This is a genomic window from Streptomyces sp. NPDC091416, from assembly GCF_044756845.1.
Lineage (GTDB): Bacteria > Actinomycetota > Actinomycetes > Streptomycetales > Streptomycetaceae > Streptomyces.
This window is the reverse complement of the sequence record NZ_JBIVTU010000010.1, coordinates 99,659-120,875: the sequence shown is the minus strand read 5'-3', so window position 1 is coordinate 120,875 and position 21,217 is coordinate 99,659. Positions and strand designations below refer to the sequence as shown.

Below are 21,217 nucleotides of genomic sequence, written 5' to 3'. Positions count from 1 at the left end.
ATGCGTTCGTATACGCCAGTCAGCAGCGAGGCGGCAGGGACCTCCGCGGGGAAGGGCGTTCACCATGACCACTACGACGACCGATGACCGGGCACTCGCGGATCTGCAGCGTGAACACGGACCCGCGCTGTTCCACTTCCTGCTCGGTCTGACGTTCGGCGACCGTCAGCGGGCCGAGGATCTCCTCCAGGAGACCCTGGTCCGCGCCTGGCAGCACCCGGAGGCCTTCGACGGCCCCTACGAGTCGATGCGGCCGTGGCTGTTCACCGTGGGCCGCCGGCTGGCGATCGACGCCCGCAGGTCACGGCTGGCCCGGCCGGCCGAGGTCAGCGACGCGGTGCTGGAGAGCGCCCCGGGCCGGGAGGACACCGCGGAGGCCACGGCGTCCGCGCTGGATGTGCGCGAGGCGGTCCGCACGCTCAGTCCGGAGCACCGGGCCGTGCTCGTCCAGATCTACTTCCGGGGGCTGAGCGTGGGCGAGACCGCCGAGGTGCTCGGAATACCCGCCGGCACGGTGAAGTCCCGCTCCTACTACGCCCTGCGACTGCTCTCCCGTAACCTCCCCGGCTATTCGAGCAGGTCCTCCTCGGTGAGCAGCGCCAGCAGGGCTGCCGCCTCCGCGAGCGCCGCGTAGTCGGCGGCGCAACGGTCGCAGCTCCGCAGATGCCGGGCAACGGTGCGCGCCTCCGCGGCCGGGAGCGCGTCCAGGACGTAGGCGCCGAGCAACTGCCGCATAGGGGGTCCCTCCTCCGGGTGGCCGTTCATCGCAACCATCGCAACCTCGTATCTGTGACGGACCGGGTCCGACGGATCCTGTCCTTCTGGCCACGCGGGGCGCGCTCCCCCGGTTCAATGCTGCGTGTAGGGCCGTACCGAGAACGGAATGGGGCGAGACCGGATGCGTCCGGAACGTCAAGACGGATCCAGTGGCGGCGGGCTGCTGATTCCGATGGCCTGGATGTACGCGGAGTACATCGCCGACGAACTGCTGCGGACCGGCGAACTGATGGAGCCGGCGACGCTCGAGTACCGGGCGGGGCGCGACGCGCTCGCTCTGACCGTGTTCCTCTCCGACGGCGCGGTGGCCGGGTCCCTCCCGTCCGCCCGGGTGGACGAGCTGCGGCTGCTGACGGCGTACGGGGCCCCGTGGCGCGGCTGGGTCTGCGCGCGGCTCGGCGCGCTGGAGGAGGCGGGTGACACCGGGCCGGACCTGGCGCTGGCCCGTGCGGCCTGGCGGTGGCTGGAGGACACCGAGCTCCTGGCGGCCGACCTGGACGCGCTCGGTCCGCCGCCGTGGGAGCCGCCCGACGGCTCCGGGGAGCCGGAGGAGGAGCGGGCCGCCGCCCAGGTCTGGACGCCTGCCTGGCAGCTGGGCCTGCCGCTGGGGCACCTCTCCATCCATCTGTACTGAGGGGCCGCCCGCAGGCGTGTCAGGAACCGTGCACGCCGGCGCGGTACTTCGGCAGCCGTACGGTGATGCGCATGCCGGCGCCGATGCCCGTCTCGATGACGAGCCCGTAGTCGTCCCCGTACACCTGGCGGAGCCGTTCGTCGACGTTGAGCAGGCCGATGCCGGTGGACTTGCCGCCTTCGCCGCGCAGGATGTGGCGCAGGCGTCCCGGGTCCATGCCGGTGCCGTCGTCCTCGATGACGACCTCGGCCTCGGAGCCCGCGTCCAGTGCGCTGATGGTGATGCGGCTGGAGGTGACGGCTCCTTCGAGGCCGTGTTTGACGGCGTTCTCCACCAGAGGCTGGAGACAGAGGAACGGCAGGGCGACGGGCAGCACCTCCGGGGCGACCTGGAGGGTGACCGAGAGGCGTTCGCCGAACCTGGCCCGGACGAGGGCCAGGTACTGGTCGATGGAGTGCAGTTCGTCGGCCAGGGTGGTGAAGTCTCCGTGGCTGCGGAACGAGTAACGGGTGAAGTCGGCGAACTCCAGGAGGAGTTCGCGGGCCTGCTCGGGGTCGGTGCGGACGAACGAGGCGATGGCGGCCAGTGAGTTGAAGATGAAGTGCGGGGAGATCTGCGCGCGCAGGGCCCTGATCTCGGCCTCGATGAGCTGGGTGCGCGAGCGGTCGAGCTCGGCGAGCTCCAGCTGTACGCAGACCCAGCGCGCGACCTCGCCCGCGGCCCTCGCCAGAACGGCGGACTCGCGCGGGGCGTAGGCGATCAGCGTGCCGAGGACCCGGTGGTCGACGGTGAGCGGCACGGCGACGGCCCAGCGCAGCGGGCAGTCCAGGTCGTCGCACTCGCTGCGGAAGGCGGTGTCGCGGCCGGTGGCGAGGACGTCCTGGACCTGGTCCATGATGTGCCGGCCGTGGTGGTCGCCCTCGCCGTCCCAGACGAGGATCCGGTCCCGGTCGGTGAGGCACAGGGCGTCGGTGCCGAGCAGGGAGCGCAGGCGGCGGGAGGATCTGCGGGCGCTCTCCTCGGTCAGTCCGGCGCGCAGCGGGGGTGCGGCGAGCGAGGCGGTGTGCAGGGTCTCGAACGTGGCGTGTTCGACGGGTGTGCCGACATCGCTGGTGCGGACGGGTCGTGCGGTGCGCCGGCCCGTCAGCAGGCCGCCGCCGAACAGCAGCAGCGCGAGGAGCACGATGACGGCGTAGCCGGCCCCGGTCATCGGTGCCTCCCGGTGGTGAGGGCCTCGGGCAGGTGGAAGCGGGTCATGGCGGCGTTGGTGCCGGCGGGTATCCGGCCCGGGGTGGCGAGCGAGACCAGGATCATGGCGAGGAAGCCGACGGGGACGGACCAGACGGCGGGCCACGCCAGCAGGGCGTGCGGCCAGCCGGGGGGCCGGACCGCCCCGCTGACGGTGATGGCAACGGAGAGCAGCGCGGATCCGCCGCCCAGCACGAGGCCCGCCACGGCTCCGGGCGGGGTGAGCCGGCGCCACCAGATGCCGAGGACGAGCAGCGGGCAGAAGGAGGAGGCGGACACGGCGAACGCCATTCCGACCGAGTCGGCGACCGGGACCCGGCTGACCATCAGCGAACCTGCCAGCGGCACGGAGATGGCGAGGAGGGTGGCCAGCCGGAAGTGCCGTACGCCGCGCGAGGGCAGGACGTCCTGCGTGATGACGCCGGCGACGGCCATGGTCAGTCCGGAGGCCGTCGACAGGAACGCGGCGAAGGCGCCGCCGGCGATGAGCGCGCCGAGCAGGTCGCCGCCGAGCCCGCCGATGACCCGGCCGGGGAGCAGCAGTACCGCGGCGTCGGCGTCGCCGCCGTGGATGAGCTCGGGCGCGTACAGCCGGCCGAGTGCTCCGTAGACCGGAGGCAGCAGGTAGAAGACGCCGATCAGGGCGAGGACGGCGACGGTCGTGCGGCGGGCGTCGCGGCCGTTGGGGCTGGTGTAGAAGCGGACGACGACGTGCGGCAGGCCCATGGTGCCGAGGAACGTGGCGACGATGAGCCCGTAGGTGGCGTACAGCGGATGGTCGGCGCGGAAGACGGAGAGCTGCTCGTCGAAGGTGACGCGGGGCCGTCCGTCGCCCTGCCAGGCGAGCACCAGGAAGACGGCGGGGACGAGGAGGGCGGTCAGCTTCAGCCAGTACTGGAAGACCTGGACGAACGTGATGGAGCGCATCCCGCCGGCGGCGACGGCGAGGACGACGACGGAGGCGACGAGGACGTCGCCGAGCCAGCCGGGCGCCCCCGTCAGGATCTTGAGGGTGAGCCCGGCGCCCTGGAGCTGCGGGACGAGATAGAGCCAGCCGGCCCCGACGACGAGGACGCTGACGAGTCTGCGCACCTGCCGGGACTCCAGCCGCCCCTCGGCGAAGTCCGGCAGGGTGTACGCCCCCGAGCGGCGCAGCGGGGCCGCGACGAAGACGAGCAGCACCAGATATCCGGCGGTGTAGCCGACCGGGTACCAGAGCATGTCGGGTCCATGGACGAGTACCAGGCCCGCGATGCCGAGGAACGAGGCGGCGGAGAGGTACTCGCCGCTGATCGCGGCCGCGTTGAGGCGCGGCCGTACGGTGCGCGAGGCGACGTAGAAGTCGGAGGTGGTGCGCGAGATGCGCAGCCCGAACCCGCCGACGAGAACGGTGGCGAGGACGACGGCGGCGACGGCCGCCACCGCGTACGTGCGGCTCACTGTGCGGGGCGGCCTTCCACGAGCCGGGCGAAGTCGCGCTCGTTGCGCTCGGCGCGGCGCACATACCACCAGGCGAGCAGCGTCAGCGGCGGATAGGCGGCGAAGCCGAGGACGCCCCAGACGACGGCCGAGCTGTGCAGGGCCTCGAAGACGAGGGGCAGGGTGCCGACGACGACGGCGAGGCCCGTGAACGCGGTGAGTCCGGCACGGAGCTGGCTGCGCATCAGCGAGCGGACGTAGGCGCCGCCGAGCGCGGTCTGCTCGTCGATCTCCGACTGGGTGCGGTAGCGCGGCAGCGGACGCACCCGGCGGGGCTCCCCCGTCACCACTTCACGCCGGGGCGTTGGCTCTGCGGACATGGGGCCGGAGTGTAGGCGGCACCCGACCCCGCTGGGAAGGGGTCCGGGCGCGGGTAGACGCTGGTCAGCGGCCGGTCTGCCGCATCAGGAGATCGCGCAGCGCACGGGCGTGACGACGGCTGACGGCGAGCTCCGCCGTACCGATGCGCACACTCATGCTGCCCGCGTCCAGGCGCAGTTCGTCGATCCGGCCGAGCGCCACCAGGTGGCGGCGGTGGATGCGGACGAATCCGCGGGTGCGCCAGCGCTCCTCCAGGGTGGTGAGGGGTACGCGGACCAGATGGCTGCCGGAGGCCGTGTGGAGCCGGGCGTAGTCGCCCTGTGCCTCGGCGTACGCGATGTCGTCGATCGGGATGAAGCGGATGACACCGCCGAGCTCGACCGGGATCTGGTCGTGCGCGGTGTCGTGCGCGGGTGCGGAGCGGCCGCCGACCTGTTCGGCGACGCGGCGGACCGCCTCGGCGAGGCGTTCGCGGCGCACGGGCTTGAGGACGTAGTCGACGGCCTTCAGGTCGAAGGCGTGCACGGCGAAGCCCTCGTGGGCGGTGACGAAGACGATGAGCGGGGGCGCGGCGAATCCGGCCAGCAGCTGGGCGACGTCGAGTCCGGTGAGCCCCGCCATGTGGATGTCGAGGAAGACGACGTCGATGGCGGCGGGGTCGTCGGGACCGGCCTCGACGGCGCCGCCGATGCGCCGCAGCGCCTCGGTGGCGCCGGTGGCTCCCTCGGCGCTGCGGATCCGGGGATCGGCGCGCAGGAGGTACAGGAGTTCCTCCAGGGCGGGTTCTTCGTCGTCGACGGCGAGTACGCGCAGCATGAGGCCGGAGTTTAGGGGGTGGCCGGGGCGATGCGGAGGTGCGGTGGTGAGTGATTCACGGGCTGTTTCCGTACGGGACGTCATGTGCACCCCGCCTCACCGTCGCGATGCCGGCGCCTATGCCCTGGGCGTGCTCGGCGCCGCCGACGCCTTCCGCTTCGAGGAGCATCGGGAGGGCTGCCTCCTGTGCGAGGACCTGGTGGTGGGGTTCGGCGGGGTGACGGCGGTCCTCGGGCGGTACGCCCGGCTGACGCCGCCGGGCGTCGACCCCGTGGCGCGGGCCGGTCCCGGTGCGGTGCTGCGGGCCCTGGCGGTGGTGGCGGCCGGACGGCGCACGACGCGGCGGCGCCTCGCCCTGGGGGCGGCGGCCGTGGTGCTGGTGGCCGGGGCCCCGTTCGTGGTGCCGGGCAGCGGGTCGGGCACCGGGCGGTGGGCGGCCGTGGACCGGGGTTCCGGGATGGCGGCGGTCGTGACGGCGGGGGCGCGCGCGTGGGGTGCCGATGTCGGGCTGGAGGTGTCGGGGGTGCCCGTGCCCGGGGTCTGCTCACTGGTCGCGGTGGGGCGGTACGGGGACGAGGAGACCGTGGCCACCTGGTCGTCGGCGGGCCCGGGCGGGGCGCCGGTCCGGCTCGGCGCGGACGCGTCCCTGCGGCCCGGGGACATCGCCCGGTTCGAGGTGCGTACGGCGGCGGGCCGGCCGCTGCTGCGGCTCACCCGTTGAGGCGCGCTACTTGAGCAGCTTGGAGAGCCGCCGGTCGGCCAGCGGCTTGCCGCCGGTCTGACAGGTCGGGCAGTACTGGAGCGAGGAGTCGCTGAAGGACACCTCGCGGATGGTGTCCCCGCAGACCGGGCAGGCCTGTCCGGTGCGGCCGTGGACGCGCATGCCGCTCTTCTTCTCGGCCTTGAGCCGTCCGGCCGCCAGTCCGCTGGAGCGGGCGACGGCGTCGTTCAGTGTGGTGCGCAGTGCGGTGTGGAGCGTGGTGATCTCGTCGTCGGTGAGGCGCGCGGTCGGTTTGAACGGGGACATCTTCGCGACGTGCAGGATCTCGTCGCTGTAGGCGTTGCCGATGCCGGCGATGAGGGACTGGTCGCGCAGGGCGCCCTTGATCTGGCGGCGTTCGCCTTCGAGCAGCGCGGCGAACGCGTCCCGGTCGAAGGACGGGCCGAGCGGGTCGGGGCCCAGGCGGGCGATTCCGGGGACGGCGGCCGGATCGTGCACCAGGTACACGGCGAGGCGTTTGGTGGTTCCGGCCTCGGTCAGGTCGAAGCCGTCGCCGCCGGTGAGGACGGTACGCAGCGCCAGGGGGCCCTTCCCGGGGCGCGGCGGGGTGGCGGGGAAGCTGTCCTTCCAGTGCAGCCAGCCGGCCCGGGCGAGGTGGGTCACCAGGTGCAGCGGGCCCACGGCGATGTCGAGGAACTTGCCGTGCCGCCGGACGCCGGTGACCGTACCGCCCTGCAGGGCGGTGAGCGGTGGGTCGTACGTCTTCAGGACGCTGATGGCGAGCGGCAGGACACGGTCGATCTCCCTGCCGACCAAGTGGTCGTCGAGGAAGACCCGCAGGGCTTCGACTTCCGGCAGTTCGGGCATGTTTCCCAGCCTGCCGCAGCCTGCGCCCCGGCGCCTACCGGAGGCCGTACACGCGCTCGGCCGTGGTCGCGAGGACGGCGTCCCGCTCGTCGTGCGCGAGACCGTCGAGGAGCACGAGCGCGCTCTCGACGACCTCGGTGTACGTCGCGGCGAGCCGGCACACGGGCCAGTCCGAGCCGAACATCAGCCGGCCGGGCCCGAAGGCGTCGATGACGGTGTCGGCGTACGGGCGCAGGTCCCGGACGGTCCAGTCGTGCGGGTCCGCCTCGGTGACGAGGCCGGAGAGTTTGCACGCGGTGTTGGGGAGGGCGGCGAGCGCCCGCAGGTCGTCGGCCCAGGGGTGCCGCTGCCCGGCGGCGATCTGCGGCTTTCCGGCGTGGTCGAGTACGAAGGTGAGAGCGGGCAGGAGTTCGGCGGCCCGGACGGCGGCGGGCAGCTGGTGGGGCTGGACCACGAGGTCGTAGACGAGTCCGGCGTCGGCCACGGCGGTCAGTCCGCGCTGCACGTCCGGGCGCAGCAGCCAGCGGGGGTCGGGTTCGCCCTGCACCTGGTGGCGGAGCGAGACGAGCCGGTCGCCGCCGGGGAGCTCGCGCAGGGCGGCCAGGGTGTCGGCGATGTCCGGGGCGGTGAGGTCGGTCCAGCCCACGACACCGGCGACCAGGTCGCTGCCATGGGCGAGCGCGAGGAACTCCGGGGTCTCCTCCGGGACGGTGACGGTCTGGACGAGCACGGTCGCGGACACGCCGTTGGCCCGGGCTTCCGGCTCCAGGTCGGCGAGGGTGAAGGTGCGCCGAAGGGGCGCCAGTTCCTCGCCGGTGATCCATTCCTGGTCGCGTACCGAGAGGTCCCACACATGGTGGTGGGCGTCGACGATGCGGGGGCGGCCGGTCATCTCACAGCTCCCAGGCGACGGGGAGACCCGCTTCGGCGCCGTCCGCCGAGTAGTCGTGCGAGACGTCGAGGAGTTCGTCCATCCTGGCCTGCCAGGCGACGTTGACGGGGAGCTGTTCCAGTTCGGCGAGGAGCCGGGCGTAGTCGTCGCACTCGATGACGTGGAACAGGTCGGTTCCGCTGCGCCAGATCGTCCAGGAGGTGGCTCCCGCCGCCCGGATCGCCCGGGTCAGTTCGGCCGGGACCTCGCGATGTGCGGCCTCGTACGCGGCGATGCGGTCCGCGCGGACCTTGGTGTGCAGGGCGATCCGCATGTCAGTGTCCGTTCTCGGTCAGCAGGCCCTCGGCCCGCAGGTCGTCCCAGAGGGCGTCGGGTATTTCCTGGCGCAGGAGCGCGGCGGCGTCCCGCACCTCGTCCGGGGACCGGGTGCCGACGAGCACGCCGGCGACGGCCGGGTGGCTGAGCGGGTAGTGCAGGGCGGCGGCGCGCAGCGGCACGCCGTATCCCTCGGTGACGGCCTTCAGGCGAAGGGCCCGGTCCAGGAGGTTCAGCGGCGCGGCGGCGTAGTCGTACGTCGCGCCGGGGCGCGGGTCGGCGAGGAGGCCGGAGTTGAAGACGCCGCCGACGACGACACTGCGGCCGCGGGCGGCGGCCGCGGGCAGCAGGTCACCGAGGGCCGACTGGTCCAGGAGCGTGTAGCGGCCGGCGCAGAGCACCACGTCGATGTCGGTCTCGACGACGAAGCGGGTGAGCATCGCCGTCTGGTTCATCCCGGCCCCGATGGCCCCGATCAGCCCTTCGGCCCGCAGCTTCTCCAGTTCCGGGTAGGCCTCGCCGAAGGCCGCTTCCGCGTGGTCGTCCGGGTCGTGCAGATAGGCGACGTCGATGCGGTCGAGGCCGAGGCGTTCCAGGCTGTCCTCGATGCTCCGGCGGACGCCGGCGGCGCTGAAGTCCCAGCGCCTGCGGTGCGTCGCGCGGACGGCGAAGCCCTCGGAGAGTGATGCGGACGCGGCGGCCCCGCCGTCGGGCAGCGGGTCGAGCACCCGCCCCACTTTGGTGGACAGCACGTAAGCGTCGCGGGGCCGGCCGCGCAGCGCCTCGCCGAGCCGGCGCTCCGAAAGACCGAGCCCGTAGTGCGGCGCCGTGTCGAAGTGGCGCACGCCCTCGTCCCAGGCGGCATCGACGGCTGCCGCGGCCTGCGCGGGCTCCACGGCGGTGAAGAGATTGCCGATGGCGGCCGCTCCGAAGGACAGCTCGGTGATCTCGACCGCGCTGTCTCCCAGCCTGTTGCGCCGCATGTTCCCGCCGCCCTCTCCGAAGATCGCTTCCTGCACACAGCGAATATTCATCGGATCACTTGGGCGCGTCAACACCCCGGAGGACATCGGCGGCGGCAATTGCCCATCGATCTGTCCGATCTATGGAGCGGTACTCACGGGCAGCAGCGTCAGCAGTTCGGCCACCTCCTCCTCGGCGCAGCGCCCCAGCCGCTCCAGATCGGGCAACGCCTTTCCGTCGGCCACCAGGCCGATCTGCACGGTGCTCCCGTACGTGGTCAGCGCGACGGCCAGCGACTGACCGCGGGCGAGTGGGGCCATCGGGTAGAGCGCGCGCAGCGGGCAGCCGCCCAGCGAAAGCGCCGATCGCGGCAACGGCACACTGGTGACCAGCACGTCGAAGAGCATCCGGGCGGCGTTCCCGGCCAGCGGCGCACCGAAGCGATGGGCCAGGGAAGGCAGTTGGTCGGCGAGGACCGCGACGGCTCCGGCCCCGCGCAGCGGCCCGGCGGACTTGTTGCGGTCCATGGAGTGGCGGACGGACCTCAGCCGCTCCCAGGCGTCGGGCTCGGAGACGGGCAGGCCCAGCAGATAGGCGGAGAGCCGGTTGCCGTCTCCCGGCGCCGCCCGGCCCGGGCGGCGCCGGGAGACGGGGACCAGGGCGCGCGGATCGGAACCGGGCAGCGGTTCGCCGCGCTCCAGCATCCAGCGGCGCAGCGCACCCGCCACGACCGCGAGCAGCACGTCGTTGCCGGTGCCGCCCGCCGCCCGGCGGATCCGCCGCACGGCTTCGAGGTCGAGATCGGCCGTGACGAGGCGCCGGGTACCCGAGGAGCTGGCACTGAGGGCCGGCGCGCCGCGCAGGTCGAGGCGGCTGGCCCGTACGAGCGAGGCCCCGACGCCGAAGGCGCGGCCGAGGTCCTCGATCCGGCCGAGGGCGAGGCCGGCGACCTGCCGGGGCCCGGGCATCCAGGAGCGCGGCGGCACGGTACGCATGCGGGCGGCCGAGGGGACCGGCCGGCCCGCGGCCGAGGCGATCTCGTCGAAGATCCCGGCCCCGATGGCGACCGCACGCATTCCGTCGGCGAGCGCGTGGTGAAGCTTGACGAGCACGGCGAACGGGCCGTCCGGGGCGCCTTCGATGAGGTACATCTGCCAGGGCGGCAGCCCTCGGCGCAGCGGCTGCTCCATCAGTTCGCCCGCGAGCAGGGTGGCCGCCCCCATGAATCCGGCCCCGCCCTCGCCGGCCGTCGCCGCCTCGGGCAGCCGCACCCGCTTGACGTGCCGGTGGACGTCGAAGTCCTTGTCCGCCGACCAGGCCGCTCCGCCGACGGGCAGCAGCACGTCACGCACCCGCATCCGCAGCCGGGGAATGGCGGCGGCCCGGGTGCCGAGCAGTTCGAGGAGGGCGTCGGGAGCCGGGGGCCGGTCGCCGTCCGGCGCGAAGACGGCGAGCGCGCCGAGGTGCATGGGGTGCGCATCGGACTCGAGGTGCCAGAAGGCGAGATCGAGAGGTGCCAGTAGCTCAGTGCCCAACGGATCCTCATGTCATGGAAGACGAAGACGGACAAAGCAGAAGTCAATCCCGCTCGGTCGGTTACGGTCAAGCACTGACATGTTACGTTCTGTTACTTGCCGGTAGTGCGCGATTCCGGGGAGCGGCGGCGCCCCTGACGGGTCAGCCGCGTGGTGGAATGACGAATTCGCACCAGACGCACTTGCCGGTGCCCCGGGATTCGACGCCCCAGGCGTCCGCCAGCCGGTCGACGAGCATCAGCCCACGGCCCGACACCCCCGAGTCACCCGCGTCCCGGCGGCGCGGCAGCGCGCTGGACCGGTCCTCGACATCGACGCGCAGGCGGCGTTCGGGCCCGGTGAGCACCCGGATCGTGACGATCGCTCCGCCGTCGGTGTGCATCAGGGCATTGGTCGTCAGCTCGTCGGCGGCCAGCTCCACCTCGTCGGCCCGCTCCTTCGCCCCCCACGCCCGCACCGCCGCACGGATCATGTGCCGCGCCGAGCTGAGCGCCTCCGGGTCGTTCTGCCCCACGTGCTGCTGGAGGCGGCCGCCCGGCTGCGGGGCATGAGCGGCCTTGCGGCGCAGCAGCAGCACCGCCACATCGTCCTCGCCGCCGCGTTCGTCGACCGATTCACAGAGCCGGTCGGCCAGCTTCTGGAGATCCTCGGGACCGTTCCTGATCATGGCGGTGAGCAGTTGCGTGCCCTCGTCGAGGTCGGCTCCCGGAAGTTCCACCAGGCCGTCGGTGAACAGCACCATCGTCTGCCCGGGGTCCAGCTCGACCGTGCTGACCGGGTACTCCAGCCTCCCGAACTCCGCGGAGAGCCCCAGCGGCAGTCCACCGTCCACGAGCACCTTGCGGCAGCTCCCGTCGGCATCGCGCACCAGGGGGTCGACATGCCCCGCCCGGACCACCTGCACCACCCCGGTGGTCAGATCGGCCTCGGCGTAGGTGCAGGTCGCGAAGCGGTCGGTGTCCAGCTCGTGCAGGAAGACGGAGGCCCGCGCCATGACCGTGGCGGGACTGTGCCCCTCGGCCGCGTACGCGCGCAGCACGATGCGCAGCTGGCCCATGACGGCGGCGGCATGGGTGTCGTGGCCCTGGACGTCCCCGATGACCGTACCGACGCGGCCGCCGGGCAGCGGGATCACGTCGTACCAGTCGCCGCCGATGTCCCGGCCCAGCCTGGCCGAGCGGTAGCGCACGGCGATCTGCGCCCCGGGCACATCGGGGATGCGGCGCGGGAGCATCGCCTGCTGGAGCCCCTCGGCGAGGTCGTGCTCCTGCTCGTACAGCATGGCGCGCTGGAGGCTCTGGGCGATGGAGCTGCCGAGGGCGACCAGCAGATTGCGTTCGTCGGCGGTGAAGCCGTTCTTGTCGCTGTACAGCAGCCCGAGGGCGCCGATGGGGCGGGCCTGGGCGATCAGCGGCAGATAGGCGGCCGAGGTGATGCCCAGGTGACTGATGTGGGGCCACAGGACCGGATACGAGACCGCGAAGTCCTCGGCGGACTCGATGAAGCGGGGGGCGAGCGTGCGCACCACCTCGCTCATCGGGTACTGCTCATCCGTCCGCGTGTACCGGGTGCCCGGCACGAAGGCGCCTTCGGGCCCGTCGGCCACCAGGTGGATGCGTCCGGCCTCGATCAGCCCCATGACCAGGCTGGTCGCTCCCAGGTGAGCCAGCCCCTGGGAGTTCTTGAGCACGTCGATGACGTCCTGGACGGTACGGGCGTGGGCCAGCGCGGCCGTGGTGGCCTCCACCAGGCTGGTCCGCCGCCGCCGCTCCTCGTCCAGCTCGTGGCGGGCCGCGGCATCGGCCAGCTCCTGCGTGGCGTCGCGGACGATCCCGATGATGCGGCGCGGCCGCCCGGTGGAGTCGCGCTGGACGAAGCCCTGGGTGTGCGTCCACTGGAGGGTGCCGTCGCGCCGGGCGATGCGGAAGTAGGCGCCGTAGTTGCTCCGGCCGGATTTGAGCGCCTGGGTGACCATGGCGTCGAGACGTACGCCTTCGTCCGGCGGCACGCGTGTCCCGAGCGTGGTCGGTTTGTCGTCGTACTCGTCGGCCCTCAGGTCGAACACGTCGAGGGCCGCCTGCTCCATGTGCATGAGGCCGCTGTCCAGGTCCCAGTCGAAGCTGCCCATACGGTTCAGGGCGAGACTGAGGTCCGGGTGGGCGGGCCAGTCTTCCGGGAGTGACAGGGCACCCGCTACCCGATCATCCATGTCGGTCACTCTGCCACTATTTGTCCGATTCTTCGAGTGAGCCGTCCACCAGGTGAACGTGCGATGGAACACATTTCCGAGACGCTCGAAAGGGCCGATTCCCCGGAGATTCCGCGGGATTCCCCCGTACGGCAATGGTGCGGGGCGCCGGATATCGCCGCAGAACACCGACCCGCCCCGAAAGCGGGCACGGCCAGCGGCTAACGTGTGCGTCGGGGCGGAGTAAGCCAAGCCTTACCACGGCCCGCCCCGCTCCTGCTCGTTCGTCCTAAGGAACAGCTCGCCATGACACGCCCCGTCCGCGTAGCCATCGTCGGAGCCGGCCCCGCCGGAATCTACGCAGCGGACGCGCTGCTCAAATCCGATGCCGCCGCCGACCCGGGCGTCTCCATCGACCTGTTCGAGCGGATGCCCGCCCCCTTCGGCCTGATCCGTTACGGCGTGGCCCCCGACCACCCGCGCATCAAGGGCATCGTGCAGGCGCTGCACCAGGTCCTGGACAAGCCCCAGATCCGGCTCTTCGGGAACGTCGACTACCCGAACGACATCGGGCTGGACGAGCTGCGGAGCTTCTACGACGCGGTGATCTTCTCCACCGGCGCCGACGCCGACCGTGCCCTCGACATACCGGGGAGCGACCTGGACGGCTCGCACGGTGCCGCCGAGTTCGTCTCCTGGTACGACGGCCACCCGGACGTGGCGCGCACCTGGCCGCTGGAGGCCGAGAAGGTCGCCGTCCTGGGCGTCGGCAACGTGGCCCTGGACGTCGCCCGCGTCCTCGCCAAGACCGCCGACGAGCTGCTGCCGACCGAGATCCCCGCCAACGTCTACGACGGCCTGAAGGCCAACAAGGCGCTGGAGGTGCACGTCTTCGGACGGCGCGGTCCCGCCCAGGCCAAGTTCAGCCCGATGGAGCTTCGGGAGCTGGACCACTCGCCGAACATCGAGGTCATCGTCAACCCCGAGGACATCGACTACGACGCGGGCTCGATCGAGACCCGGCGAGGCAACAAGCAGGCCAACATGGTCGCCTCCACGCTGGAGAACTGGGCGATCCGCGATGTCGGCGACCGGCCGCACAAGCTCTTCCTGCACTTCTTCGAGTCCCCCGTGGAGATCCTCGGCGAGGACGGCAGCGTCGTCGGCCTGCGGACCGAGCGCACCGAGCTGGACGGCACCGGCAACGTGAAGGGCACCGGCCGGTTCAAGGACTGGGACGTGCAGAGCGTCTACCGTGCGGTCGGCTACTACTCGCAGGAGCTGCCCAAGCTCCCCTTCGACATCGCGTCGGGCACGGTTCCGCACGCCGCCGGACGGGTTCTCGCCGGCGGCGAGCCGATGGAGTCGGTGTACGTCACCGGCTGGATCAAGCGGGGCCCGGTCGGCCTGATCGGTCACACCAAGGGCGACGCCAACGAAACGGTCGCCTGCCTGCTGGAGGACCACACCACCGGCCGGCTGCCCGCCCCGGCACAGCCCGAGCCGGCGGCCGTGACCGAGTTCCTGGAGTCGCGCGGCGTCCGTTACACCACGCGTGAGGGCTGGTACCGCCTGGACGCGCACGAGCGCGCCCTGGGCGAGGCCCAGGGCCGCGAGCGGGTGAAGGTCGTGGAGCGCGAGGCCATGCTGGACGCCTCGGAGCCCGGCAACTGACACGACGGCGAAGGCCCCGGAACGCTCCGCTCGGAGCGTTCCGGGGCCTTCGTGCTCACCGCGGGCCCCAGCGGCCCTGCAGCACCTTGACGTCGTCGCCGAAGTCCGGCCCTTGGAACCGTCCCCGTTCCGGGCTCGTCAGACGTCCGCGCCCCGGGTCCGCTCGCGCACCCGGTCCGGATAGCGCTCCGTGAACCGGACCGCCAGGACCAGCAGGACGACGGGGATGATCCAGTTGAACCAGTCGGCACCGGACGACGTGTGCACCGCGACCAGCCCCAGCAGCGCGGTGGCGGCGAAGACCCCGCCCCAGACCAGCGTCAGCACCCGGTTCACCCGCCGGAACACGGGCGAGCCCCACACCTCACGGGGTGTGGTCTCCCGCGCGTACTGCTCGGTGAACGGGACGAACGCCAGCGAACCGAGCGCCACCACGGCGACCACCGAGCTGGACAGCACCTGCGCGTACCGCTCCACCCAGTCGAGGTCCTGACGGTCCAGGAAGAGCGCGAGAACGCTGAGCACGGCGAAGAAGACGATGCCGGTGACCTCCAGCACCTTGAACGAACCGCGGCGCAGGTCCGGGAGGTTGAACACGACGGCTGCGACGAGACCGGCAAGCGCCGCGTACTCCCAGGTGCTGGGCGACGCGATGACAGCGAAGATGATCCACGGGGCGAACGCGAAGAACAGATTCCCGGTCCGCCGCCCGGAACTGGCTTGGGCCACCGGACACCTCCGGGGCATGTCCCGCGGCAATCTGCCGCTTCCTCCATGGTGAAGCCGGGACCCTGCCCGCGCATCTTCGCCACAGCATCTCCGCTTCCTGCGGCCCGCGTTGCAGCGGCCGCGGGCCGGAGATTCAATGAAGTACCGGTACGGCACACATGCGGAGGCGCACACGTCCGGCAAAGGGCTGTCACGCAATTCCTGGTGGATCAGCGCGCGGCGTCAGATGCGGTGCATCGCAAGGCGGAGGGGTGCCCGCATACTGGATGTATTCGGGCGTTCCGACAACGCCGCGAGGTGCCGTAGCTGTCGTCGTGCGCCCGCCAGGAATTGCGGGTCAGCCCCAAGGGAGGCCGCCATGGCCGCACATGCCCAGCAGGCCTTCGACCCGGCCCGCGTCGTCCATCTGTCCGGCCGATTCGCGCCGGTGACCGAAGAGGTCGACGAGACCGGACTCCAGGTGATGGGCGAACTGCCGGACGAACTCGACGGACTGTTCCTGCGCAACGGGCCCAACCCCCGCTTCAGCCCGATCGGTTCGTTCCTCTACCCGATCGACGGGGACGGGATGCTGCACGGGGTGTGGATCTCCGGCGGGCAGGCCCGGTACCGCAACCGTTTCGTCCGCACGCCCGCCGTGCTGGCCGAGGAACGGGCGGGGCGGGCGCTGTGGGGCGGAATCGAGTCGATGATCATGCCTCAGGTCCCCGATGTCGAACCGGAGTTGGCGGGCACCTTCCGCGACCTCCCGGACATCAACGTGGTCCGTCACGCGGGACGGCTGCTGGCCCTCGCCGAGGCGGACTGCCCCTTCCGGATCACGCCGGAACTGGAGACGGCCGGGAAGGAGACGTTCGGCGGGGCGCTGCCTGCCGGCATCACCGCACACCCGAAGACCGACCCGCTCACCGGCGAGATGCTCGTCTTCTGCTACGGCCTGGAACCGCCCTACCTCACGTGGTCGGCCATCGACCCCGGCGGCTCCGTCGCCCGCGGTCCCACGGTGATCGACGGGCTCGACGAACCGATGATGATCCACGACATGGCACTCACCGCCAGGTTCCTGGTCATCGTGCTGGCGCCGGTCTTCTTCGACATCGCCGCCGCGATGAGCGGTGGATCCATGATCGACTGGCGGCCGGAGCGCGGCACCCGGGTGGCGCTGGTCCCCCGCGACGGCGGCCCGGTGCGGTGGGCCGCGGACGATGCCTTCTGGCTGTGGCACACGGTCAACGCGTACGACACCGAGGCCGAGGGCGGAGATGTGGTGCTGGACTACGTGCAGTGGTCCCGCCTCTCCCTGGGCGCGCCGGACCCCGCGCAGGCCCCCAACACCGCCGGCCTGGTTCGCGCGGTCATCGATCCCGTCGCCGGCACGATGCGCCGGACGGTGCTGGACGAAGCCAGGATGGAGCTCCCCCGCACGGACGACCGCCTGATCGGCCGACGGCACCGGCAGCTGGCCGTGGCGGCCGATTCCGGGAACCCGGATCTGCTCCCGGGCGAGTTCGACGCACTGCGCTGGTACGACGGCGCGGACGGGTCGGGCACGAGCGTGGTGTGGCCGGCCGGTGACCTGTCCGTCGGCGAGCCGGTCTTCGCGCCCTCACCCGGCACCGCGCCGGGCGAGGGCGGCCACTGGATGACGTACGCCACCGACCGGACCGACAACTCCAGCTGGCTGCTCGTCATCCCCGCCGAGGACCCCGCGTCCGGCCCGGTCGCCCGGGTGCGGATCCCGGTGCGGGTCCCGCTCGGTCTGCACGGGAACTGGCTGCCGACGCAGGAATGAGGTGTCGGCGCCACCGGCTTCCGCGGTGCGGCCGCTATCCCTCGACGGTCTCGGCGATGCCCGCGGAATCCTCCTGCCAGGGCAGTTCGATGGATGTCTGCGGTTCGTCCGTCATGGACGGCACCAGGCCCGGTGGCTCGTCCGGGTCGGCGGGGGCGTCGGACGGCTCGTCCGTGGGAAGCCCGGGCAGCGGTTCGGGGTATCCGTCGGTGGCACCGTCCGAGGGCGCGCCGGTCGGCGTCGGGCAGTCCGTCGGCGCACCGGTCGGCTCCTCCGTCGCCGCGACCGCCTCGCCGGGCGGTGTCGGCCCTCCGGGTGTCGGGCAGTCCCCGGGGGCGGAGCGCGACGGCGTCGGTGCGGCGGACTTCTTCGGCGCCTTCGGTTCCTTCGTCCTCGCCGGAGGCTCGTCGGGCAGCGGGCCGGTGATATCGGTGCCGGGGGCGTAGGGCGGCGGCACCTCGGGGGTGCGGTCACGGGCGCCCTCGTCCCCGACCCGGCGCTCCATCCAGCTGTTGTGGTCCGCGTCGACGACGAGCAGGTCCGTGACGGCCTCGGCCGCGGGTGCGACGACGACGGTCCGCGTCGGGTCGTAGCCCGCCCACGGCTCGTCCTGGCCGCCGCCCTGCGCCCGGCCCGCACCGGCGGGCCGGCTCAGCGGGTTGCCGCAGGCGCATCGGACGCGCGGGAGACCACGGCCGTCCACCAGAACGGCGGTGCCGGCCTGGAGCACGGACTGGAAGGCGGTGGCGGAGCCGGCGCGGAAGCCGTGGTTGCCCACCCGGGTGTCGGCGCGCAGGACCACGGGCGTCAGACCGTTCAGGAATTCGGGGACGCCCGCCCGGTCCACTCCGGCGGCCTGCGCGAAGGCTTCTTCCCTGGCCGGGTCGGCGGCCAGGAGGCGGATCTGCTGTCCGACGTCGCAGGAGGCGACGGAGCGGGTGGCGCCGTAGAGGCCGGGGGTCGTTCCGGGAAGCGTGCGCGGGCCTTCCTCGCCGGGCGCGGGCGTACGCGGTGGAGCGGTGCGGGGTGCGGCCGGGGCGGCGCCGGCCGGTTCCACCGTGGACGGGGTGAAGGGGTCGGGGCCCTGCGCGGCGGCCGGCTGGAGCAGGACCTCATCGGCGTCGGCCGTTCCTTCGGTGCCCTGTCCGCCGCTGTCCCCGGACTGCCGGGCGCAGCCCGCGGTGACGAGGATGCCGGCGGACAGTACGGCGAGGACGGCGCGGCGCATGCGTATCGGTGCGTGCACGAAGGGTCTCCTGCCTGGTCACCGGTCCCGGGTGGTCCCTCATGTCTGCCGCAGTTCCCCCGTTCGCGCAAGCCGGAGCCGCAGGGCGTGCGCCGGGCTTCCGCACCGAATCCGGTACTCCGTTCGGGTGACGCCGGGGCGCGGTTCGCCCGGTGAACAGGCGACGCGGACGGGGACACGTGGACAGGGGCCGGCGACCGGGACACCGGGGAGCGGCGGGCCGATACTGGAAGCGATGGACTGGTTCACCGCAGACGGGTACTGGCTCGGCCGGCTCCTCTTCCAGAAGGCCCTGGCCGTCATCTATCTGACCGCCTTCCTCACCGCCGCGCTCCAGTTCCGTGCGCTGATCGGCGAGCGCGGCATGCTGCCCGCCCCCGAGCTCCTGCGCCGTACGGACTGGCGCACCGCCCCGGGCCTTTTCCGCCTGCACTACTCCGACCGGTTCTTCGCCGTGGTCGCCTGGTCCGGCTGTGTGCTCGCCGTCGCGCTGCTCGCGGGCGCGGACCGATTCGTCCCCCTGTGGGGAGCCATGGTCCTGTGGGCCCTGCCCTGGGCGCTGTACCTGTCGATCGTGCAGGTCGGCGGTACGTGGTACGGCTTCGGCTGGGAGTCGCTGCTCCTGGAGACCGGGTTCCTCGCCGTCTTCCTCGGCAACGCGCACACGGCACCGCCGGTTCTCGTGCTGTGGCTGCTGCGCTGGGTGCTGTTCCGGGTGGAGTTCGGTGCCGGGCTGATCAAGATCCGCGGTGACGCGTGCTGGCGCAAGCTGACGTGCCTGTACTTCCACCACGAGACCCAGCCGATGCCGGGGCCGCTGAGCTGGTTCTTCCACCGGCTCCCCCGGCCCCTGCACCGGGCCGAGGTGGCGGCCAACCATGTGACCCAGCTCCTTGTGCCGGTGCTGCTGTTCACCCCGCAGCCGGTGGCGAGCGCGGCGGCGGGTCTGATGATCGTCACGCAGCTGTGGCTGGTGCTGTCGGGCAACTTCGCCTGGCTCAACTGGCTGACGATCACGCTGGCCCTATCGGCCGTGGACTGGTCCCCGGTCGCCGAGCCGCCCCCGCAGTCCGGTGCGCCGCTCTGGTACGCGGTCGTGGTCATCGCCGTCACGGGCCTGGTCGTGGTCCTCAGTTATCGTCCGGCCCGCAACCTCCTCTCGCGCCGGCAGGTCATGAACCGTTCCTTCGACCCGCTGCACCTGGTCAACACGTACGGCGCCTTCGGAAGCATCAGCCGCGTCCGGACGGAGGTGGTGGTCGAGGGCACCGACGAACCGGTGGTCCGGCCGGGCACGGTGTGGCGGGAGTACGGCTTCCGGGGCAAGCCGGGCGATCCACGGCGGCTGCCGCGCCAGTTCGCCCCGTACCATCTGCGGCTCGACTGGATGATGTGGTTCGCGGCGCTCTCGCCCGCGTACGCCCGTCCCTGGTTCGGTCCTTTCGTGGAGCGGCTGCTGGAGAACGACCGGGACACGCTGCGACTGCTGCGGTCCAACCCGTTCCCGGATGAGCCGCCGGCGCACGTCCGCGCCAGGGTGTACCGCTACCGGTACACGACCTGGCGCGAACTGCGGGCCACCGGGTGCTGGTGGCACCGCACCTACGTACGGGAGTTCCTGCGCCCGACCCCGCCGGGGCCCGCTACCGGCCGCTCTCGCGGGACCGCAGCAACGAGCTGATCCGCTGGACGAGTTCGTCGTCCTCGGAGGCCGGCTTGCCGGAGACCAGGGCGCCGAGCCGCTCGGCGGTCTGGAAGTCGTACGCCCGCTCCTCCTCCTCGCCCGGGACGGTGGCGTACTCCTCCTTGGCGCGGAACCCGACGGTCAGGTCCACGGCCTTGGCGATGAGCCAGGTGAGGATGAACGAGAAGGCGATCACGGAGACGATGGCGACGAGCTGCTTGCCGAGCAGCCCCCAGCCGCCTCCGTAGAAGAGCCCCTCCTTGCCGCTGATGCGTGCGGTGGCGAAGAGGCCGACCATGATCAGGCCGATCAGCCCGCCGACGCCGTGCACGCCCACCACGTCGAGCGTGTCGTCCACGTTGAAGCGGAACTTGAGCGTGACCGCGAACGCGCAGACCGCGCCGACGACGAGTCCGGTGATGACCGCGCCGAGCGTGTCGATCTCACCGCAGGCCGGGGTGATGGCGACCATGCCCGCGACGGCGGACGAGACGACGCCCATGGTGGTGACCTTGCCGGTGCGCCACTTCTCCACCAGCGGCCAGGTGACCATGGCTCCGGCGGCCCCGAGCTGGGTGTTGATGAAGGCCGCGGCGGCGGTGCCCTGGTCGGTCAGCGCGGAACCGGAGTTGAAGCCGAACCAGCCGAACCAGAGGAGGCCGACGCCGATGACCACGAGCGGAATGTTGTTGGGGCGCTCCTCGCGGCGGGCGAAGTCGCGCGGTGCGCGCAGGACGAGTGCGACGGCCAGACCGGCGACGCCGGAGTTGAGTTCCACCGGCAGACCGCCGGCGAAGTCGAGGGCGCCGAGATGCTTCACGATCCAGCCGTCGGTGTCGAACACCCAGTGCGCGATGGGGATGTAGACGATGAGCAGCCACAGCACGACGAAGACGAGCCACCCCTTCATCGTGGCGCGGTCCGCGATCGATCCGCTGACCAGCGCCACCGTGATGATGGCGAAGCCCATCTGGAAGGTGCTGTAGATGTAGGTGGGGATGGCCCCGGTCAGCGTGTTCAGCTCGATGTCGTGCATGAACACGTGGTCGAGGTTCCCGATGATTCCGGCGCCGCCGACATCGGGGCCGAACGCCAGTGTGTATCCGATGACCCACCAGACGAGGGTGCCGAACGCCAGCGCGGCGAAGCTCATCTTGATCATCATGAGCACATGGCGGGTGCGCACCATGCCGCCGTAGAAGAAGGCGAGGCCCGGCGTCATCAACAGCACCATGGCGGTGGCGGCGAGGAGCCAGGCGGTGTCCCCGGAGTCGTACGCGGCCGGCATCGGCGCGGGAGCGGTGTTCATCGGCGGATCCTCGTGTGGGTCGGTGGG

Annotated in this window: 20 protein-coding genes; 6 read left to right on the top strand and 14 right to left on the bottom strand. The window is 72.0% G+C overall.

What is annotated here, in order from left to right; translation table 11 throughout:
* The first annotated feature begins 64 nt into the window (after positions 1–64).
* The gene (locus tag ACIQMX_RS27835; RefSeq protein WP_363077618.1) at positions 65–634 is read left to right on the top strand and encodes a sigma-70 family RNA polymerase sigma factor; all 570 of its coding nucleotides are present in this window, start codon (positions 65–67) and stop codon (positions 632–634) included.
* On the opposite strand, the gene ACIQMX_RS27830 is transcribed toward ACIQMX_RS27835, so the two are convergent.
* Positions 568–765: a zf-HC2 domain-containing protein gene (locus tag ACIQMX_RS27830; protein ID WP_363077616.1), complete on the bottom strand. Its 198-nt coding sequence runs from the start codon at positions 763–765 to the stop codon at positions 568–570. The two genes, ACIQMX_RS27835 and ACIQMX_RS27830, sit on opposite strands and share 67 nt — an antisense overlap.
* A 133-nt stretch (positions 766–898) precedes the next feature.
* On the opposite strand from ACIQMX_RS27830, the gene ACIQMX_RS27825 reads away from it, so the two are divergent.
* On the top strand, positions 899–1,411 hold the full coding sequence (locus ACIQMX_RS27825; protein ID WP_363077614.1) for a hypothetical protein: 513 nt from the start codon (positions 899–901) through the stop codon (positions 1,409–1,411).
* Positions 1,412–1,430: 19 nt separating this feature from the next.
* Here the strand turns inward: ACIQMX_RS27825 and ACIQMX_RS27820 are convergent, their stop codons facing one another.
* The 4 genes from ACIQMX_RS27820 to ACIQMX_RS27805 form a co-directional block, all read right to left on the bottom strand.
* Positions 1,431–2,621 (bottom strand): histidine kinase, encoded by a 1,191-nt coding sequence (locus ACIQMX_RS27820; protein WP_363077612.1) that lies wholly within the window; start codon positions 2,619–2,621, stop codon positions 1,431–1,433.
* Complete coding sequence (locus tag ACIQMX_RS27815; protein ID WP_363077610.1) at positions 2,618–4,099, bottom strand: cation acetate symporter; 1,482 nt, start codon at positions 4,097–4,099, stop codon at positions 2,618–2,620. The genes ACIQMX_RS27820 and ACIQMX_RS27815 overlap by 4 nt, the downstream gene beginning before the upstream one ends.
* On the bottom strand, positions 4,096–4,458 hold the full coding sequence (locus ACIQMX_RS27810) for a hypothetical protein (RefSeq protein WP_148015635.1): 363 nt from the start codon (positions 4,456–4,458) through the stop codon (positions 4,096–4,098). The genes ACIQMX_RS27815 and ACIQMX_RS27810 overlap by 4 nt, the downstream gene beginning before the upstream one ends.
* A 64-nt stretch (positions 4,459–4,522) precedes the next feature.
* Entirely contained in the window at positions 4,523–5,275 is a 753-nt protein-coding gene (locus ACIQMX_RS27805; protein ID WP_363077608.1) for a LytTR family DNA-binding domain-containing protein, read from the bottom strand.
* A 46-nt stretch (positions 5,276–5,321) separates the two neighbouring features.
* Here ACIQMX_RS27805 and ACIQMX_RS27800 point away from each other — a divergent pair, with 46 nt between their 5' ends.
* Positions 5,322–5,996 carry a hypothetical protein gene (locus tag ACIQMX_RS27800; protein WP_402482053.1) on the top strand — a complete coding sequence of 225 codons (675 nt, stop codon included), beginning with the start codon at positions 5,322–5,324 and terminating at the stop codon, positions 5,994–5,996.
* Positions 5,997–6,002: 6 nt separating this feature from the next.
* Here ACIQMX_RS27800 and ACIQMX_RS27795 read toward each other — a convergent pair whose 3' ends face one another.
* The 6 genes from ACIQMX_RS27795 to ACIQMX_RS27770 all read right to left on the bottom strand — a co-directional run bounded on the left by ACIQMX_RS27795 (position 6,003) and on the right by ACIQMX_RS27770 (position 12,777).
* Positions 6,003–6,863: a DNA-formamidopyrimidine glycosylase family protein gene (locus ACIQMX_RS27795; RefSeq protein ID WP_363077604.1), complete on the bottom strand. Its 861-nt coding sequence runs from the start codon at positions 6,861–6,863 to the stop codon at positions 6,003–6,005.
* Between the two features lie 34 nt (positions 6,864–6,897).
* Positions 6,898–7,755, bottom strand: a complete 858-nt coding sequence (locus ACIQMX_RS27790) for an amidohydrolase family protein (protein WP_363077602.1) — start codon at positions 7,753–7,755, stop codon at positions 6,898–6,900.
* A 1-nt stretch (position 7,756) separates the two neighbouring features.
* Positions 7,757–8,068 carry an L-rhamnose mutarotase gene (locus ACIQMX_RS27785; RefSeq protein ID WP_363077600.1) on the bottom strand — a complete coding sequence of 104 codons (312 nt, stop codon included), beginning with the start codon at positions 8,066–8,068 and terminating at the stop codon, positions 7,757–7,759.
* 1 nt (position 8,069) lies between these two features.
* Positions 8,070–9,053, bottom strand: coding sequence for an aldo/keto reductase (locus ACIQMX_RS27780; protein ID WP_363077699.1), 984 nt, complete (start codon positions 9,051–9,053; stop codon positions 8,070–8,072).
* 120 nt (positions 9,054–9,173) lie between these two features.
* Positions 9,174–10,568, bottom strand: coding sequence for a wax ester/triacylglycerol synthase family O-acyltransferase (locus tag ACIQMX_RS27775; RefSeq protein ID WP_402482050.1), 1,395 nt, complete (start codon positions 10,566–10,568; stop codon positions 9,174–9,176).
* Between the two features lie 142 nt (positions 10,569–10,710).
* A complete protein-coding gene (locus ACIQMX_RS27770) occupies positions 10,711–12,777 on the bottom strand; it encodes a SpoIIE family protein phosphatase (protein WP_363077598.1) in 2,067 nt (688 codons plus the stop codon).
* 285 nt (positions 12,778–13,062) lie between these two features.
* Here ACIQMX_RS27770 and ACIQMX_RS27765 point away from each other — a divergent pair, with 285 nt between their 5' ends.
* On the top strand, positions 13,063–14,430 hold the full coding sequence (locus ACIQMX_RS27765) for an FAD-dependent oxidoreductase (RefSeq protein WP_363077596.1): 1,368 nt from the start codon (positions 13,063–13,065) through the stop codon (positions 14,428–14,430).
* Positions 14,431–14,568: 138 nt separating this feature from the next.
* Here the strand turns inward: ACIQMX_RS27765 and ACIQMX_RS27760 are convergent, their stop codons facing one another.
* Positions 14,569–15,159, bottom strand: a complete 591-nt coding sequence (locus tag ACIQMX_RS27760) for a hypothetical protein (RefSeq protein ID WP_402482048.1) — start codon at positions 15,157–15,159, stop codon at positions 14,569–14,571.
* A gap of 358 nt (positions 15,160–15,517) precedes the next feature.
* Here ACIQMX_RS27760 and ACIQMX_RS27755 point away from each other — a divergent pair, with 358 nt between their 5' ends.
* Entirely contained in the window at positions 15,518–16,951 is a 1,434-nt protein-coding gene (locus ACIQMX_RS27755; protein ID WP_402482046.1) for a carotenoid oxygenase family protein, read from the top strand.
* 34 nt (positions 16,952–16,985) lie between these two features.
* On the opposite strand, the gene ACIQMX_RS27750 is transcribed toward ACIQMX_RS27755, so the two are convergent.
* Positions 16,986–18,197, bottom strand: coding sequence for a DUF6777 domain-containing protein (locus ACIQMX_RS27750; RefSeq protein WP_402482043.1), 1,212 nt, complete (start codon positions 18,195–18,197; stop codon positions 16,986–16,988).
* Positions 18,198–18,432: 235 nt separating this feature from the next.
* Here ACIQMX_RS27750 and ACIQMX_RS27745 point away from each other — a divergent pair, with 235 nt between their 5' ends.
* Positions 18,433–19,878 (top strand): lipase maturation factor family protein, encoded by a 1,446-nt coding sequence (locus tag ACIQMX_RS27745; protein WP_402482040.1) that lies wholly within the window; start codon positions 18,433–18,435, stop codon positions 19,876–19,878.
* On the opposite strand, the gene ACIQMX_RS27740 is transcribed toward ACIQMX_RS27745, so the two are convergent.
* Complete coding sequence (locus ACIQMX_RS27740) at positions 19,841–21,190, bottom strand: ammonium transporter (RefSeq protein ID WP_363078868.1); 1,350 nt, start codon at positions 21,188–21,190, stop codon at positions 19,841–19,843. The two genes, ACIQMX_RS27745 and ACIQMX_RS27740, sit on opposite strands and share 38 nt — an antisense overlap.
* Positions 21,191–21,217 lie beyond the last annotated feature (27 nt).

Coding starts and splice junctions, on each gene's coding strand:
- ACIQMX_RS27790 (WP_363077602.1), bottom strand. CDS start 7,755: ATGACCGGCCGCCCCCGCATCGTCGACGCCCACCACCATGTGTGGGAC.
- ACIQMX_RS27830 (WP_363077616.1), bottom strand. CDS start 765: ATGAACGGCCACCCGGAGGAGGGACCCCCTATGCGGCAGTTGCTCGGC.
- ACIQMX_RS27745 (WP_402482040.1), top strand. CDS start 18,433: ATGGACTGGTTCACCGCAGACGGGTACTGGCTCGGCCGGCTCCTCTTC.
- ACIQMX_RS27820 (WP_363077612.1), bottom strand. CDS start 2,621: ATGACCGGGGCCGGCTACGCCGTCATCGTGCTCCTCGCGCTGCTGCTG.
- ACIQMX_RS27770 (WP_363077598.1), bottom strand. CDS start 12,777: ATGGATGATCGGGTAGCGGGTGCCCTGTCACTCCCGGAAGACTGGCCC.
- ACIQMX_RS27780 (WP_363077699.1), bottom strand. CDS start 9,053: ATGCGGCGCAACAGGCTGGGAGACAGCGCGGTCGAGATCACCGAGCTG.
- ACIQMX_RS27755 (WP_402482046.1), top strand. CDS start 15,518: ATGGCCGCACATGCCCAGCAGGCCTTCGACCCGGCCCGCGTCGTCCAT.
- ACIQMX_RS27740 (WP_363078868.1), bottom strand. CDS start 21,190: ATGAACACCGCTCCCGCGCCGATGCCGGCCGCGTACGACTCCGGGGAC.
- ACIQMX_RS27785 (WP_363077600.1), bottom strand. CDS start 8,068: ATGCGGATCGCCCTGCACACCAAGGTCCGCGCGGACCGCATCGCCGCG.
- ACIQMX_RS27835 (WP_363077618.1), top strand. CDS start 65: ATGACCACTACGACGACCGATGACCGGGCACTCGCGGATCTGCAGCGT.
- ACIQMX_RS27825 (WP_363077614.1), top strand. CDS start 899: ATGCGTCCGGAACGTCAAGACGGATCCAGTGGCGGCGGGCTGCTGATT.
- ACIQMX_RS27810 (WP_148015635.1), bottom strand. CDS start 4,458: ATGTCCGCAGAGCCAACGCCCCGGCGTGAAGTGGTGACGGGGGAGCCC.
- ACIQMX_RS27765 (WP_363077596.1), top strand. CDS start 13,063: ATGACACGCCCCGTCCGCGTAGCCATCGTCGGAGCCGGCCCCGCCGGA.
- ACIQMX_RS27795 (WP_363077604.1), bottom strand. CDS start 6,863: ATGCCCGAACTGCCGGAAGTCGAAGCCCTGCGGGTCTTCCTCGACGAC.
- ACIQMX_RS27805 (WP_363077608.1), bottom strand. CDS start 5,275: ATGCTGCGCGTACTCGCCGTCGACGACGAAGAACCCGCCCTGGAGGAA.